The organism is Glutamicibacter soli (genome assembly GCF_052322135.1).
Taxonomy (GTDB): Bacteria; Actinomycetota; Actinomycetes; order Actinomycetales; family Micrococcaceae; genus Glutamicibacter; species Glutamicibacter soli.
Genome location: NZ_CM125969.1, coordinates 2325300 through 2341481 on the forward strand (window position 1 = coordinate 2325300; position 16182 = coordinate 2341481).

Sequence of the window (16182 nt, forward strand, 5' to 3'; positions counted from 1 at the left end):
CCTCGTGCCCGGGCCAAGGGAGCCTGCTCTTGCTAGCGGATGTTGACTAGGATGCTCTTGGCCAGTCGGTCGTGCAGTCCGCGCTGGTCCTTGTCGGCAATCAGTACCGGGATGAAAAGGCAGAGCAGCACCGAGCGAATCAGTCCCTGCAACGGCGTGACCGCAGTGCCGTCCATCGACTGGACCTGCATCCTAAAGACCCGATGGCCGATGGTATGCCCGGTGATGCCTACTCCGATGATCTGGCCCAGGCCGAACAGCGCCAACGTTGCCCAGTCGTTCAGGTCGAAAAGCCACCAGCTGAGCAGCATCGACAGCCCCCAGTCGATGCTGATTGCCCCGAGCCGGCGCGGCAGGCGCCCAATCGAGCCGGGGCCCTTCTCCGGACGGCCCATGTGCTCCCCCGGCCAATGCTGGGAATTAAGCTGGGGCGGGCCTTCAAGCCACGAACTAAAGTCTTTGCGTTCCACCCCTCTAGTCTATCCGCGCACCCTGTGTAAACATTTTTCACTGATTTTCCGCACGGATTTGTTTGTTACACCCGTGCTTTCACACTGATCAGAGACGTACGACACGCCCGAACATGTTGTTTGTAACGCGGACGAAACAATAGAGACACCAATAAGAAACGGATCCTAGGTAAGCTTGATGGGTAAGCAAGAGAACAGCTCAGATCATTTCGTGTGATCGTTCCGTTTACCAAACCTAAATCTCACCAGGGAGTAACCTGCACATGTTTAAGAGTCCAGAAGAAGCTTTGGCCTACATTGCCGAAGAGGACGTCAAGTTCGTCGACATTCGATTCACTGACCTTCCAGGTGTCCAGCAGCACTTCAATGTTCCAGCCAAGTCGGTCGACGCGGACTTCTTCGTCAACGGCCAGCTCTTCGATGGTTCCTCCATTCGCGGATTCGCAGGTGTTTCTGATTCCGACATGCAGCTTATCCCGGATGTCAGCACCGCGTTCATCGATCCATTCCGTATCGAGAAGACCCTGGCCATGAACTTCTCGATCATCAACCCTCGCACCGGCGAGCCGTACCACCGCGATCCGCGTGGCGTGGCCGAGCGTGCCGAGGCCTACCTGGAATCGACCGGCATCGCCGACACCGCATTCTTCGCTCCGGAAGCAGAATTCTTCATCTTCGAAGACGTCCGCTACGAGTCCAAGCCGCAGGGTGCGTTCTACAAGATCGACTCTGACGAAGCGCCATGGAACACCGGTCGCAAGGAAGAGGGCGGCAACCAGGGTTACAAGACCCCGTTCAAGGGCGGCTATTTCCCTGTCTCCCCAACCGACAAGCAGGCTGACCTGCGCGATGCCATCTGCGTCGAGCTGGATGCAGCAGGCTTAGAAGTCGAGCGCAGCCACCACGAGGTTGGCGCTGCCGGCCAGGCTGAAATCAACTACAAGTTCAACACCATGGTGCATGCCGCCGATGAACTGATGCTGTTCAAGTACATCGTGAAGAACGTGGCCGACGCCTGGGGCAAGTCCGCAACCTTCATGCCGAAGCCGGTCTTCGGCGACAATGGCTCGGGCATGCACGTGCACCAGTCGCTGTGGAGCAACGGCGATCCGCTGTTCTACGACGAGAAGGGCTACGCCGGCCTGTCCGACACCGCCCGCTGGTACATCGGCGGCCTGCTGAAGCACGCAGATGCGGTGCTTGCCTTCACCAACCCGACCGTGAACTCCTACCGCCGCCTGGTCAAGGGCTTCGAGGCACCGGTCAACATGGTGTACTCGCAGGGCAACCGCTCGGCCGGTATCCGCATCCCGATCACCGGTTCGAACCCGAAGGCAAAGCGCATCGAGTTCCGCGCTCCAGATGCTTCCTCGAACCCGTACCTGGCCTTCGCAGCCCAGCTGATGGCTGGCCTGGATGGCATCAAGAACCGCATCGAGCCTGCAGACCCGATCGACAAGGACCTCTACGAGCTTCCTGCCGAAGAGGCCAAGGACATCCAGCGTGCTCCTGAAACCCTTGAGGAGGCGCTCAAGGCCTTGGAAGCCGACCATGAGTTCCTGCTCGAGGGCGGCGTGTTCACCGAGGACCTGATCCAGACCTGGATCGAGTACAAGCGCGAATACGAAATCAAGCCACTGAGCCTGCGCCCGAACCCATACGAGTTCGAGCTGTACTACGGCTGCTAATCCCCGCCCTGCGGGGTGACAGCACTACGCCGGGTTCCACCAACAGGTGGAACCCGGCGTTATTTCGTTCCGGGGTACGCTGGCGTCATGGACTTTTCCACCCGGGTCGGCGTGCAGCGCGAAGACGGCGAAACCGTGGGTCATCTCGACCCTGCGGATCCCGACTACAAACTGGTGACCCCGCGCAACGTCCTGAGCCACGCACTGGCGGATGCCTGCGGATACGTGGACGGCGAGCAGCTGCTGGTGGATCGCGGCATCAGCGAGGTGATGACCACCTGGGTGCTGGATGCCGGCTCCCGCGATGCCGCCGAGGTGCTGAACATACTGGAAATCTCACCCCACGGCATCGTCCTGGCCAATGCGCTGCGCACCAAGGCCCTGCAGCCCACCGAACGCTTCCGCGTGGCTTGGCCGGACGTGGAACACCGCTAATCGCCAAGCCAACCCTGAATCAGCGGCGGCTAGTATTCCTGCTTGTCTACCTTGGCGGTCCACGCTTCGAAGGCCCCCAGAGCCGAGGCCAGCTCGACCTTGGTGAACGGGATGCGCCGTTCGCTCATGGGAAGCTCCAGTTCGGTGTAGATGAAGTTGTCGTCGAAGCCGATGTTCGCCGCGTCCTGCCGGTCGTTCGCGTAGTAGACGTGCTTGAATCGCGCCCAGTAGATGGCGCCGAGGCACATGGGGCACGGCTCGCAGCTGGTGTAGAGCTCGCACTGTGACAGGTCGAAGGTTCCCAGAGCCTGTCCGGCCTTGCGGATCACGTTGACCTCCGCGTGGGCCGTCGGATCCGAATCATGCACCACGGTGTTGTATCCGGTGGCAATGACCTTGCCGTCCAGTACCACGACCGCCCCGAACGGGCCGCTGTCGTTGCTTTCCAGCGCCAGTACCGACTGGTCGACCGCTGCCTGCATTAACTGCGGATCCATGTCCTTTTCCCCCTCAAACCATCGGCGCTGCCGGGCAATCCGGGGGGCGCCGAACCGAAATTTGGAACTGCCTGCCCAGCCTATCCCCTGATGAGGCGCGGGTGCGAGGGTCGAAATGAAATTCATGGTCTTGCCGCCGTCCCGCCGATGCAGATGCAGGTCAGGACGTGCGCTGGCGCATCACCCGCAGATAGCGCCACCGGATGAACCGCTGCGCTCCCAGCAGCAGCCAGAAGACCGAACGCCAGGTCCAGCGGTCCGAAGCGGCGGTGAGCGAGCGGATCTTCAGGAACACCGCTGGCCCCATCCGGCGCAGGATGAAGGCTTCTTCGCCGCAGACCGGGTGTCCCGGCAGGGTTCGATAGGCGAATCCGGCCAGGTTGCCGCATTCAACGACATCCACCACCTCGACAGGTTCGTGGATCGACGCCGGTCCCACGGGGACGATGATCTGCGGCTTGGCTCCGCTGCGGACTTTGTCCTGCGTGCTGATGCGGAATCCGCTGCGGGTTTTCACTTCCCCGTGCAGCAGCGCTGCCGCCGACTGCTCCCAGAACGCGTGGCCCGAGCCGAGGTAGACTTGGCGCCTCCACACACGCCAGCCTCCGGGCTCCGGGCTCCAGCGCTCCTCGCGGATCTGCGTCCGGGACATCAAGGCTAGTCTTCGAAGCCGTAGAACAGCTGCTCGAACAACGCCCGGGAGTGCCGGGTGGCGCGCAGGTAGTCTTCTTCCAGTTCCATGCCGGTGTTCGCCTCGTAGCCGCACCAGCGGGCCACGGCTTCCATGTCCCTCGCGGAGCTGGGCAGCACGTCGCTGGAACGACCCGAGGTGATGATCTCGGCGGAACGGATGCGGGTGGCCAGGCGCCAGGCGATGTGCAGCACCTCGGCCTGCTCTTCCGTGATGATTTCCAAGGCCGCCAGCTGGTCCAGCGCGACGAGCGTGGACGGCGTGCGCAGCTCATGGTGTTTCCAGGCGTAGCGCAGCTGGTAGAACTGCACCAGCCATTCGACGTCGGACAGCGATCCCCGGCCGAGTTTCAGATGCCGGTTCGGATCCGCTCCGCGCGGCAGCCGTTCTGCCTCTACGCGCGCCTTGATCTTGCGGATCTCCTTGATCTCCGCCTCGTCCAGGCCGCGGCCGTAGCGGATCGGCTCGATCAGCTCCATGAAGTCCTGGCCCAGCTGCTCGTCGCCGGCGAACGGCCGGGCGCGCTGCAGCGCCTGCCGTTCCCAGACTTCCACCCAGCGCTCATAATAGGCGGCATAGGAATCGAAGGAGCGCACCAGAGCACCCTGGCGCCCCTCGGGGCGCAGGTCCGAGTCGATCTTCAACTTCACCTCGGCCGGGATGGCCGGCTTCAACGGCTTGGAGCTCCACGACATCAGCTCGGTGACCACACGCGAGGCCTGCTCCTGGGCCTGCTGGTCGGTCGCGCCTGCAACCGGGCGCTGGACATAGAGCACGTCCGCGTCGGAGCCGTAGCCGATCTCCTGCCCGCCCTGGCGGCCCATGGCGATCACCGCGATGCGCGCCTGCTCCCCGTGAACTGCCTGGTCGGCGGCCAGCAGCACGGTGAGGATCCCGTCGATCATGACCCCGTCGATGTCCGACAGGGCCCGGCCCACCTGGTCCACCCGCAGCAGGCCCGCGCCGTCGGCGAGCGCGACGCGCAGGATCTCGCGGCGGCGCACGAGCCTGATCTGCCGGATGGCGGCTTCGGGTGCCTTGGTGCGCTGGATGATGGAGGTGTTCTGCTGCGCCAGGCTTTCTCGGCTCAGCGGCATCAACGAGCTGTCGGTGCCCAGCCAGGCGGCGGCGGCCGGCTCATTGGCCAGCAGGTCGGTGAGGAAGCGCGTATTGGACAGCAGGTGGCTCAGGCGCTCGGCGGCGGCGTTGGTGTCGCGCAGCATGCCCAGGAACCAGTGGGTCTTGCCCAGGGACTCGCTGAGGCGGCGGAAGCCGAGCAGCCCGGCGTCCGGGTCGACGCCGCGGGCGAACCAGTCAAGCAGCACCGGCAGCAGCTGGCGTTGCAGGGCCGCGCGGCGGGAGACTCCCCCGGTGAGCGCCTCGATGTGGCGCATCGCGGCCTTGGGGTCCAGATAGCCCAGGGCTCGCAGCCGGGCCTGCGCGGATTCCGCGGTGAGCCGGACGTCGTCCGCCGAGAGATTGGAACTGCTGACGAGCAGCGGGCGGTAGAAGATGCGTTCGTGCAGCGAGCGGACCAGGCGCTTGGTTTCGTTCCAGCGGCGCAGCAGCTTTTCCGGGCTCGTGGCTTGCAGGTCCCCGGCGCCGCGGATGGCGCGGGCCAGCACGCGCTGGGCGTTTTCGTTGCGCGGCATCAGGTGCGTGCGGCGCAGCTGGCTGAGCTGGATGCGGTGCTCCAGCAGGCGCAGGAAACGGTAGGAGCCATCGAAGTTGGTGGCGTCCTCGCGGCCGATGTAGCCGGTCTCGCTCATCGCGTGGATGGCCAGGGTGGTGGTGGGCACCTGGATGGAAGGCTCCACCCGTCCGTGGACCAGCTGCAGCAGCTGCACGGTGAACTCCACGTCGCGCAGCCCGCCCGGGCCCAGCTTGATCTGCCAGGGCACGTCGTCCTTGGAGATGTTGTCGCTCACCCGCCGGCGCATGGCCTGCACGGATTCCACGAATCCGTCGCGTTCGGAGCTGGACCAGACCATGGGCGAGACCATGCGCTCGTAGGCTGCGCCCAGGTCCTTGTCGCCGGCGATGGCGCGCGCCTTGAGCAGCGCCTGGAACTCCCAGGAGTGCGCCCAGCGCCGGTAATAGGCCTCATGCGAGGACAGGGTGCGGGTCAGCGCGCCGTCCTTGCCTTCGGGGCGAAGGTTGGCGTCCACTTCCCAGAGCATCGGCTCGGGGCCGGGAACCATCAGCGCGCGGGCGGCGTTGCCGCACAGCACCGTGGCGACGGCGCCGGCCAGATCTTCCTCGATGCCCGGCAGCGAACCATGCACGTAGATCACGTCCACGTCGGAGATGTAGTTCAGCTCGCGGGCGCCGCACTTGCCCATACCGATCACGGCCAGCTTCACCTGGTCGACCTGTTCGGGGGTGTACTGTTCGCCGGCTTCGGCGCGGGCCACGGCCAGGGCGCCTTCCAGGGCTGCCGCGGCCATGTCAGCCAGTTCGGCGGCGACCTGCGGCATGACCCATTGCGGCTGGGCCGATCCCAGATCGCGGTAGGCCAGCGAGAGCAACGCCAGCCGGTAGCTGACGCGCAGCTTCTGACGCGCCTCGGCCCCCGTGCACGAGGCGACCCAGTGGCCGTTCGGAGTCTGCACCGCGCCGACCGCTGCAAGCATGTCGTTGCGCAGCTGGTCTGCGGGCACATTGGTGAAGCTGGTGGACGGTGCCTGCGCAACGACCTGCAGCGCGTCCTCGCATCGGATCAGGAATTCGCCCAGTGCCGCGGAACTGCCCAGCAGCCGGATCAGCGCCTGGCAGCTCTCGGCCTGCAGGAAGATCTCCGCCGCCTGCGGGTGGCGGTCCACCAAGCGCAGGGCAAGCAGCAGGGCTTGGTCGGGGTCCGGCGCGTGCGCCATCATCTTCACGATCAGTTCCGGGTCCAAGGTGGACAGTTCCGTGGAATCGAGGAACTTCTTGGCCCGTTCAACGTCGGAGAACCCGGCGTTGATCAGGGATCGCGAGGAAATTTCTGTCATGGCGTGAACGTCGGCTCCTGACTGTGTGACGCGCGTCGGCGCGCCGGGGTCCTCCTAGAGGATCCCCAGGTATTTATCCAGCTCGTACGGGGTGATGATCTGTCGGTACTCTTCCCATTCGGCACGCTTGTTGGCCAGGAACGAGTTGAACACCTGCTCACCGAGGATCTCGGCCATGAGCTCGGACTCCTCCATGGCGCGCAGGGCGTCGTGCAGGCTGCCCGGCAACGGCACGTGGCCCGAAGCCCGGCGCTCGGCGGTGGACAGGCTCCAGACGTCGTCCTCGGTCGGGTCTTCCAGCTCATAGCCTTCGCGAATGCCCTTCAGGCCGGCGCCCAGCAGGCAGGCGTAGGCGAGGTACGGGTTGGCGGCTGAATCGATGCCGCGGTACTCCACACGCGCGCTTTGGCCCTTGCCCGGCTTGTACAGCGGCACGCGCACCAGGGCGGAGCGGTTGTTGTGCCCCCATGACCGGTGGCTCGGGGCTTCTCCCCCGCCCCACAGGCGCTTGTAGGAGTTCACGAACTGGTTGGTGATCGCGGTCATTTCCTGCGCATGGTGCAGGATGCCGGCAATGAACGACCTGGCGACGTCGGAGAGCTGGTACTCGCGGCCGGCCTCGAAGAATGCGTTGACATCGCCTTCGAACAAGGAGAAGTGGGTGTGCATGCCGCTGCCCGGATGCTCGGCGAAGGGCTTGGGCATGAAGGTGGCGTGGATGCCCTTCTGCATGGCCATTTCCTTGATGACGGTGCGGAAGGTCATGATGTTGTCCGCAGTCTGCAGGGCATCGGCGTAGCGCAGGTCGATTTCGTTCTGGCCCGGTCCGGTCTCGTGGTGGGAGAACTCCACCGAGATGCCCAGGGCTTCGAGCGTGGTGACCGAGGCGCGGCGGAAGTCCTGGCCGACGCCGTCCGGCACATGGTCGAAGTACCCGCCGTTGTCAATCGGCTGCGGACGCCCTTCGGCATCCAGCTCGGAGTTCTTCAACAGGTAGAACTCGATCTCCGGGTGGGTGTAGCAGGTGAAGCCCATATTGGCCGCTTCGGTGAGCTGGCGCTTGAGCACCTGGCGCGGGTCGGCGTTCGAGGGCTGGCCTTCGGGGGTGAGGATGTCGCAGAACATGCGGGAGGTCGGCTCGACCTCACCGCGCCACGGAAGCAGCTGGAAGGTGGCCGGATCGGGTTGCAGGAGCATGTCTGATTCGGAGATCCGGGACAGGCCGTCGATCGAGGAACCGTCGAAGCCAAGACCTTCTTCAAAGGCGTCCTCGACTTCTGCGGGTGCCAGCGCCACAGATTTCAGTGAACCAACCACATCGGTAAACCACATGCGCACAAATCGAACGTCACGTTCTTCAATGGTGCGCAGCACGAATTCCTGCTGACGATCCATATTCCACCGCCTTATAAATGCTAGAGTCCGGCGCCCATCAGGCCCGTAGTTATGTTGACCTGTTGCAAGACTATAACGTTTCGACCTCTTTAGCCGTGCAAGCACCGCCTGCGCCAAGTGCGATAAAGTCGTTTCATGCCTCAACCATACGTAGCGAACCCTGAAAAAGGCCCGTCCCGCATCCGGGTTCACCATCTACAGCAAGCCAAAGAACAAGGCGAAAAATTCGCCATGTTAACCGCATATGACGTCATGATGGCCGAAATTTTCGATGAAGCGGGAATCGAGATCCTGCTCGTGGGCGATTCAGCCGCCAACACCGTCATCGGTTACGAATCCACGCTTCCCATCAGCATCGATGAAATGATCATCTTCACCAAGGCCGTTGCCAACGGAAGCAAGCGCGCCATGGTTGTCGCCGACCTCCCGTTCGGCAGCTACGAGCAGTCCCCTGCCCAGGCCGTGGACACCGCTGTCCGTCTGATGAAGGAGGGACATGCGCACGCCGTGAAGATGGAAGGCACCGCCGCCTACGCCGACCACGTGCGCGCCATGGTCCTGGCCGGGGTTCCGGTCATCGGGCACATCGGCTTCACCCCGCAGTCCGAGCACGCCCTGGGCGGCTACCGCATCCAGGGCCGCGGCGACGCCGTGGAGGGCATGAAAGCCGATGCGTTGGCCCTGCAGGACGCCGGCGCGTTCTGCATCCTGATGGAAATGGTTCCGAGCCCTGCCGCCAAGCTGATCGACGAGGCACTGGTGGTGCCGACCATCGGCATCGGCGCCGGGGCCTCGACCACCGGCCAGGTGCTGGTCTGGCAGGATATGCTGGGACTGGGGGGACGCCGCACCCCGAAGTTCGTCAAGAAGTACGCCGATTTGCGCACGATGGTCTCCGAGGCGGTCAGCGCCTACCACCAGGACGTCTTGGCCGGCACCTTCCCGTCGGCCGAGTACGAGTTCGACAAGTAGCGTTTCGTCGGCCCACGCCGCGGCAAAGAGGAAACCGGTGCAAGCGGCCCCGTGCAGGGGCTGCTCGCACCGGTTTTCTTGTGCGCGGACGCAGGAGAACTAGTCGTCTTCTTCGTCTTCCGCATCCCAGGCGTCGTTGCGCGCCTGCACTTTTTCCAGCGCGGTGCGGGCTTCAGCCTCGGTGTCGTACGGGCCCAGCAGCTGGGACCAGTCCGACTGCGCGCCCTTCTCGATGCTCTTCGTGTTCACGTTGTACCAGTACTTCCCCTCACCGGGGGTTCCTTCTGAGCTCATCGCCTGCTCCTTCAGATGGTTCTATGGCTGCCTAGCTCAACGCTAGCGCACCGGGATAGTTTTCGGTGTGAAATGCGTTCGGCTCTCAGCTCATCCACAAATCCGGGGGCCAGCCGGGCGATAGAATATCTTCATGGCTACTGTTGCAACTGCACCAATCGGAAATCTCACCGCGGGCGTGGTCTCCCCCCAGCTCCCGGTGCCCAAGAACATTGAACGTCCGGAGTACGTGGGCAAGCGCGAACCGGCCAAGAACACCGCATCCGAGGTCAAGAGCCCCGAGGTCATCGAACGCATCCGCATTGCCTCACGCATCGCGGCGCAGGCGCTGGCCGAAGTCGGCAAGGCCTGCCAGCCAGGGATCACCACCGACGAGCTGGACCGCATCGGCCACGAGTTCCTCCTGGACCACAACGCCTACCCGTCCACCCTGGGCTACCGAGGCTTCCCGAAGTCGTTGTGCACCTCGCTGAACGAAGTGATCTGCCACGGCATCCCCGACTCCACGGTCCTGCAGGACGGGGACATCATCAACATCGACATCACCGCCTTCATCGGAGGGGTGCACGGCGACAACAACGCCACCTTCCTGGTGGGCGACGTGGACGAGGAATCCCGCCTGCTGGTCGAGCGCACCGAGAACTCGCTCAAGCGCGCTATCAAGGCGGTCATGCCGGGCCGCGAGATCAACGTCATCGGCCGCACCATCGAAAGCTACGCCAAGCGCTTCGGCTACGGCGTGGTCCGCGACTTCACCGGCCACGGCGTGGGCGAGGCCTTCCACTCGGGCTTGATCATCCCCCACTACGATGCGGCGCCGGGCTACAACACGCTGATCGAGACGGGCATGGTCTTCACCATCGAGCCGATGCTCACCCTGGGCACCGTTGAATGGGACATGTGGGCCGACGACTGGACCGTCACCACGCGGGACAAGAAGCGCACCGCGCAGTTCGAGCACACCTTGCTGGTCACCGACTCGGGCGCCGAGATCCTCACCCTGCCATAGGGCGCGGCGCCGACGCCGCGCGCAAAAACCAGAGGCGTTGGCCTGGTCCCTGAAAAGGGCCGGGCCAACGCCTCTGGTGTATCCCGAAGGGTCAGTCTGCGGTCAGTGGTCGTTGGGTCCCCTGCGGAGCCTTGCCGCGCTGTTCGCGCAGCTTCTCCATCGCCGCCTCGAAATCCTGCAGCGACTGGAAATTGTGGTAGACACTGGCAAAACGCAAGTATGCCACCTCGTCCAGGCGCGAGAGCGGGTCGAGGATTGCCAGTCCCACCTGGTGCGCCGGGATCTCCGCGGCGCCCGAGGTGCGCACGGCTTCCTCGACTTCCTGCGCCAGAATCGCCAGGTCGTGGTCTGTGACCGGCCGTCCCTGGCAGGCCTTGCGCACGCCGTTGATCACCTTGTTGCGGGAGAACGGTTCAACCGCACCGGACTGCTTCAAGACGCTCAGGCTTGCGGTTTCGATCGTCGTGAAACGACGGGAGCACGCGGTGCACTGCCGGCGCCGGCGGATGGAGACGCCATCATCAGCAACTCGGCTATCGACCACACGCGAATCGGGGTTGCGGCAATAAGGGCAGTTCATGACACCTCCAACTCAGTGCTAAAACTGGATTCCACAAAGCGTACCTTCCGAAATCCACACATGTCATGTATTAGTTTAGCGCTTTGTGCGCCTTTCGCACGGCGACCGCGTCGCCGTGGGCCGGAAGGTCCTCGGCAGTCGCCAGATTAATCACGTGCGCCGCGACATCGCCCAACGCCGACTTGTCGTAGCTGATGACCTGCACGGCCTTCAGGAACGTGTTCACGTTCAGCCCCGAGGCGTGCAACGCGGTGCCGCTGGTCGGCAGCACGTGGTTGGACCCGGCGCAGTAGTCGCCAAGCGACACCGGGGCATAGTCGCCCACGAAAATCGCGCCGGCGGCGGTGATGCGGGCGGCGTCCTGCGCGGCGTTGCCGGTCATGATTTCCAGGTGCTCCGCCGCATAGGCGTTGCAGACATCCACGCCCTGGTCCAGGTCCTTGACCAGGATGATCGCGGACTGGCTGCCGCTCAGCGCCTCGCGGACGCGTTCGCTGTGCTTGGTGGCCGCGACCTGGACGTCCAGCTGCTCGCGCACCGCCTGAGCCAGTGCCGGCGAGTCGGTGACCAGCACCGCGGCGGCGTTGGCATCATGCTCGGCCTGCGAGATCATGTCGGCGGCCACGAAGTCCGCCTTTGCCGTGCTGTCGGCCAGGATCGCGATCTCGGTGGGCCCTGCCTCGGCGTCGATGCCCACGACGCCCTTGACCAGCCGCTTGGCGGTAGCGACGAAGACGTTGCCCGGACCGGAGATCACGTCCACCGGCTCGATGCCGCCGCGCGAGTCCCCCGGCACGTCCACGCCATAGGCGAAGGCCGCCACGGCCTGGGCGCCGCCCATGGCGTGCACCTCCTCGATGCCCAGCAGCTTCGCGGCAGCCAGGATGGTGGGGTGCGGCAGTCCGCCGAACTCCTTCTGCGGCGGGCTGGCCAAGGCCAGGGACTTCACGCCCGCGGCCTGGGCCGGGACGGTGTTCATGATGACCGAGGACGGGTAGACGGCCAGTCCACCAGGCACGTAGAGGCCCACGCGGCGCACCGGCACCCAGCGCTGGGTGACGGATCCGCCGTTGCTGTAGTCGACCACGGCGTCGGCCGGCACCTGGGCGGCGGCGAAGAGCCGAGCACGGGAGATCGATTCCTCCAGCGCCAAGCGGACCGCGGGATCAAGTTCGGCCAGCGCCTTGTCCAGTTCCGCCTGCGCAACCCTTGTATGATCCAGCTCCACCTGGTCGAATCGCCGGGCCAGGTCCTTGAGCGTGCCCATGCCGTGGGCACGCACATCATCGATAATCTGCTGCACGGTTTCAGCGGCGGTCTGCGAGTTCATGGCAGGGCGCGGCAGGTTGGCCTTGAGCTGGGCGTAGCTGAAGTCCTCGGCGCGCCAGTCGAGGGTTGCGAGTTCGGAAAAGACGGTTACTGGATTGGAAGTCACGTACCCATTTTAACGCCGAAGACCGGGTGCGGCACCCATTGGTTACCTCACCCGGTCATCTGCGGCTGCGCCGCAATGCTCCGGAGCGCTACACGTCCAGGCAATTGGGGCCGAGCAGGACCTTCAGGTCGCCGAACAAGGCGGGGTTAGGGTTCACCCGGAAGTTCATGCCCAGGCGTAGCAGCGAGGTGCCGCGGCTGCCGGTGAGCTTCACCCGGACCTCGGTGTTGCCGCTGTGGGTGCGCAGCACGTCGCCGAGTTTCTGCACCAGGGATTCGGTGGCCTTGTGAGTCGGGATGCCGATGACCACCGGGCCGCCGTTGGCGTCCTCGGACAATTCGGGGATCATCATTTCCTGGGCGTTCAGGGTGATGGACCCGTCGTCGCGGCGCTGTACGCGCCCCTTGATGACCACGATCAGGTCGTCGGCCAGCACCTCGGCGATCGGCTGGTAGGCCTGTCCGAAGAACATGACCTCCATGGAACCGGAGAGGTCCTCCACCTCGCAGCGCGCGTACGGGTTGCCGCTCTTCTTGGCGATGCGCCGCTGCAACCCGGAGATCATGCCTGCGATGGAGATGATATGCCCGTCCTGCGGCCCGTCGTCGGACAGCACATGGGTCACGGACATGTCGGCATACTGCTCCAGCGCGGAACCCAGGCCCTGCAGCGGGTGGTCGGAAACGTACAGCCCGAGCATGTCCCGCTCGTAGGCCAGCTTTTCCTTCTTGTCCCAGTCCGGGAGGTCCGGGATGGCCACGGTCATGGCATCCGAGGCCTCGGAGGGATCCAGGGCGCTGAACAGGTCGAACTGGTTGGCCGCCTCGTTGCGCTTGAGCTGGATGACCGAGTCCACGGCTTCTTCGTGGATCGCGACCAGCGCGCGGCGGGGGTGGCCCATGGAGTCGAAGGCTCCGGCCTTGATCAGCGATTCGATGGTGCGCTTGTTGCAGACCACCGCGGGGACCTTGTTCAGGAAGTCGCTGAAGTCGGTGTAGGCGCCCTTTTCCTGGCGCGCCTGCACCATGCCGTCCACGACGTTGGAGCCGACGTTGCGGATGGCGCCCATGCCGAAGCGGATATCGTTGCCCACAGGGGTGAAGGTCAGGGCCGATTCGTTGACGTCCGGAGGCAGCACGGTGATGCCCAGGTGGCGGCACTCGTTGAGGTACAGCGCGAGCTTGTCCTTGTCGTCGCCCACCGAGGTGAGCAGCGCGGCCATGTACTCGGCCGTGTAGTGCTCCTTGAGGTAGGCGGTCCAGTAGGACACCACGCCGTAGGCCGCCGAGTGGGCCTTGTTGAACGCGTAGTCGGAGAAGGGCAGCAGGATGTCCCAGAGGGCCTGCACGGCTTCCATCGTGAAGCCGTTGTCCATCATGCCCTTGGAGAAGCCGGCGAACTGCTTGTCCAGCTCGGACTTCTTCTTCTTGCCCATGGCGCGGCGCAGGATGTCCGCCTGGCCCAGCGAGAAGCCTGCAAGCTTCTGCGCGATGGACATGACCTGTTCCTGGTACACGATCAGGCCGAAGGTCCCCCCGAGGATCTCCCGCAGCGGCTCTTCCAGTGTCGGGTGGATCGGGGTTTCTTCCTGCAGCTTATTCTTACGCAACGCGTAGTTGGTGTGCGAGTTCGCGCCCATGGGGCCCGGGCGGTAGAGCGCGAGCACCGCGGAAATGTCTTCGAAGTTATCCGGGCGCATCATCTTCAGCAGCGAGCGCATCGGACCGCCATCGAGCTGGAATACGCCCAGCGTGTCGCCGCGGGCCAGCAGCTGGTAGGTTGCCGCGTCGTCCAGCGGCAGGGTCTCCAGGTCCAGCTCCACGCCCTTGTTGGCCTTCACATTGGCCAGGGCGTCGGAGATGATGGTGAGGTTTCGCAGACCGAGGAAGTCCATCTTGATCAGCCCCAGGCCTTCACAGGTCGGGTAGTCGAACTGGGTGATGACCTGCCCGTCCTGGATGCGCCGCATGATCGGCACGACATCGATGATCGGGTCCGAGCTCATGATCACGCCGGCGGCGTGCACGCCCCACTGGCGCTTCAAGCCTTCGAGCCCCTTGGCGGTTTCGAAGACACGCTTGGCCTCGGGGTCGTTAGCCACGAGGTTGCGGAAGTCCCCGGCCTCCGAGTAGCGCTTGGACTCCTGGTTCTCGATGTCGTTGAGCGGGATGTCCTTGGCCATGACTGCCGGCGGCAGCGCCTTGGTGAGGGACTCGCCCATGGAGAAGGGGTAGCCCAGCACGCGTGAGGAGTCCTTCAGCGCCTGCTTCGTCTTGATCGATCCATAGGTCACGATCATTGCCACACGCTCATCGCCGTACTTCTCGGTGACGTAGTGGATCACTTCGGAGCGGCGGCGATCATCGAAGTCGACGTCGAAGTCGGGCATGGAAACACGTTCCGGGTTCAGGAAGCGCTCGAAGATCAGGCCATGAACCAGCGGGTCCAGGTCGGTAATGCGCATGGCGTAGGCAACCATGGAGCCTGCGCCGGAACCGCGGCCCGGGCCGACGCGGATGCCGTGGTCCTTGGACCAGTTGATGAAGTCCGCCACGACTAGGAAGTAGCCGGGGAAACCCATCTTGATGATGACGTCCAGCTCGAAGTCCGCCTGCTTGCGCGAAGCCTCCGGGATGCCGTTCGGGTAGCGGTAGTGCAGACCCTTGTCGACTTCCTTGATCAGCCAGCTCGTCTCGTCCTCGCCGGGAGGGCAGGGGAACTTCGGCATGTAGTTGGCGCTGGTGTCGAAGGTGAGGTCCACGCGGTCCGCAATATGCAGCGTGTTGTCGCAGGCCTCGGGGAGTTCCTTGAACAACTCGCGCATTTCGCGCGAGCTCTTCAGGTAGTAGCCGGTGCCGCTGAAGGCGAAGCGGCTGCCGCCCTGGTCGTAGGTCGGCTCATCCAGCGTGGAGCCCGAGTTGATGGCCAGCAGCGCTTCGTGGGCCTTGGCATCGGCCTCGTGGGTGTAGTGCAGGTCATTGGTGGCGACCAGCGGAATGGCAAGTTCCTTGGCCAGCCGCAGCAGGTCCTTGGTGATTCGGCGTTCGATTTCCAGGCCGTGGTCCATGATTTCGCAGAAGTAGTTCTCCTTGCCGAACAGGTCCTGGAATTCGGCGGCTGCGGCCTTCGCGGCATCGTACTGCCCCAAGCGCAGCTTCGTCTGCACCTCGCCCGAGGGGCAGCCGGTGGTGGCGATCAGGCCCTCGTGGTGGTCGTTGAGCAGCTCGCGGTCCCAGCGCGGGTACTTGCCGAACACGGAGTCCAGTGAGGCGCGCGAGGAGCCCTTGAAGAGGTTGTCCATGCCCTTGTTGTTGTAGGACAACAGAGTCATGTGGTTGTAGAGGCCGCCGCCCGAGACGTCGTCGCCCTTTTGGCGTTCCTCGGTGCGCCACTTGACGCGGGTCTTGTCGGTGCGGTGGGTACCCGGGGTGACATAGGCTTCCACCCCGATGATCGGCTTGATGCCGGCACCGGTGGCTTGGCGCCAGAAGTCGAAGGCGCCGAAGAGGTAGCCATGGTCGGTGATCGCCATGGCTTCCATGCCCTGCCGGTTGGCCTCGGCGAACAGTTCGCCTAGCCGGGCCGCCCCGTCCAGCATGGAGTATTCGGTGTGTGTATGAAGATGGACAAATCCGTCACGTGTCGCGCTCACCAAACCAGTCTAGCGACAGCCGGCACGGAAGTCCTCGAGCCTGAACCAGGTGTGGGAAGAGATACAGCCGC

Annotated in this window: 13 protein-coding genes; 4 read left to right on the top strand and 9 right to left on the bottom strand. The window is 64.3% G+C overall.

Going from position 1 to position 16182, the window contains the following annotated elements; all coding sequences use genetic code 11:
• Positions 1-32 precede the first annotated feature (32 nt).
• The gene (locus ACTX90_RS11005; protein ID WP_047119468.1) at positions 33-470 is read right to left on the bottom strand and encodes an RDD family protein; all 438 of its coding nucleotides are present in this window, start codon (positions 468-470) and stop codon (positions 33-35) included.
• A gap of 263 nt (positions 471-733) precedes the next feature.
• On the opposite strand from ACTX90_RS11005, the gene glnA (ACTX90_RS11010) reads away from it, so the two are divergent.
• Positions 734-2158: a type I glutamate--ammonia ligase gene (glnA, locus tag ACTX90_RS11010; protein ID WP_047119469.1), complete on the top strand. Its 1425-nt coding sequence runs from the start codon at positions 734-736 to the stop codon at positions 2156-2158.
• Between the two features lie 87 nt (positions 2159-2245).
• Positions 2246-2593, top strand: coding sequence for a hypothetical protein (locus tag ACTX90_RS11015; RefSeq protein ID WP_113606453.1), 348 nt, complete (start codon positions 2246-2248; stop codon positions 2591-2593).
• A gap of 29 nt (positions 2594-2622) precedes the next feature.
• On the opposite strand, the gene ACTX90_RS11020 is transcribed toward ACTX90_RS11015, so the two are convergent.
• The 4 genes from ACTX90_RS11020 to glnA (ACTX90_RS11035) all read right to left on the bottom strand — a co-directional run bounded on the left by ACTX90_RS11020 (position 2623) and on the right by glnA (ACTX90_RS11035) (position 8169).
• Complete coding sequence (locus ACTX90_RS11020; RefSeq protein ID WP_047119471.1) at positions 2623-3090, bottom strand: nucleoside deaminase; 468 nt, start codon at positions 3088-3090, stop codon at positions 2623-2625.
• 160 nt (positions 3091-3250) lie between these two features.
• Positions 3251-3742: a DUF1990 family protein gene (locus ACTX90_RS11025; protein ID WP_113606559.1), complete on the bottom strand. Its 492-nt coding sequence runs from the start codon at positions 3740-3742 to the stop codon at positions 3251-3253.
• A gap of 5 nt (positions 3743-3747) precedes the next feature.
• The gene (locus tag ACTX90_RS11030) at positions 3748-6774 is read right to left on the bottom strand and encodes a bifunctional [glutamine synthetase] adenylyltransferase/[glutamine synthetase]-adenylyl-L-tyrosine phosphorylase (RefSeq protein ID WP_443442078.1); all 3027 of its coding nucleotides are present in this window, start codon (positions 6772-6774) and stop codon (positions 3748-3750) included.
• Positions 6775-6828: 54 nt separating this feature from the next.
• On the bottom strand, positions 6829-8169 hold the full coding sequence (glnA, locus tag ACTX90_RS11035; RefSeq protein ID WP_053798385.1) for a type I glutamate--ammonia ligase: 1341 nt from the start codon (positions 8167-8169) through the stop codon (positions 6829-6831).
• Positions 8170-8304: 135 nt separating this feature from the next.
• Between glnA (ACTX90_RS11035) and panB the strand changes: the two genes are divergently transcribed.
• Positions 8305-9141, top strand: coding sequence for a 3-methyl-2-oxobutanoate hydroxymethyltransferase (panB, locus tag ACTX90_RS11040; RefSeq protein WP_443442079.1), 837 nt, complete (start codon positions 8305-8307; stop codon positions 9139-9141).
• Positions 9142-9240: 99 nt separating this feature from the next.
• On the opposite strand, the gene ACTX90_RS11045 is transcribed toward panB, so the two are convergent.
• Positions 9241-9435 (bottom strand): hypothetical protein, encoded by a 195-nt coding sequence (locus ACTX90_RS11045; RefSeq protein WP_047119475.1) that lies wholly within the window; start codon positions 9433-9435, stop codon positions 9241-9243.
• Between the two features lie 133 nt (positions 9436-9568).
• On the opposite strand from ACTX90_RS11045, the gene map reads away from it, so the two are divergent.
• Positions 9569-10444, top strand: a complete 876-nt coding sequence (gene map / locus ACTX90_RS11050) for a type I methionyl aminopeptidase (RefSeq protein ID WP_047119476.1) — start codon at positions 9569-9571, stop codon at positions 10442-10444.
• 91 nt (positions 10445-10535) lie between these two features.
• Here map and nrdR read toward each other — a convergent pair whose 3' ends face one another.
• From nrdR to dnaE, 3 genes are all read right to left on the bottom strand, one after another.
• Positions 10536-11024: a transcriptional regulator NrdR gene (gene nrdR / locus ACTX90_RS11055; RefSeq protein WP_047119477.1), complete on the bottom strand. Its 489-nt coding sequence runs from the start codon at positions 11022-11024 to the stop codon at positions 10536-10538.
• A 70-nt stretch (positions 11025-11094) separates the two neighbouring features.
• Positions 11095-12459, bottom strand: a complete 1365-nt coding sequence (gene hisD / locus ACTX90_RS11060) for a histidinol dehydrogenase (protein ID WP_053798388.1) — start codon at positions 12457-12459, stop codon at positions 11095-11097.
• Positions 12460-12547: 88 nt separating this feature from the next.
• A complete protein-coding gene (gene dnaE / locus ACTX90_RS11065) occupies positions 12548-16057 on the bottom strand; it encodes a DNA polymerase III subunit alpha (RefSeq protein WP_443444015.1) in 3510 nt (1169 codons plus the stop codon).
• Positions 16058-16182: the final 125 nt, after the last annotated feature.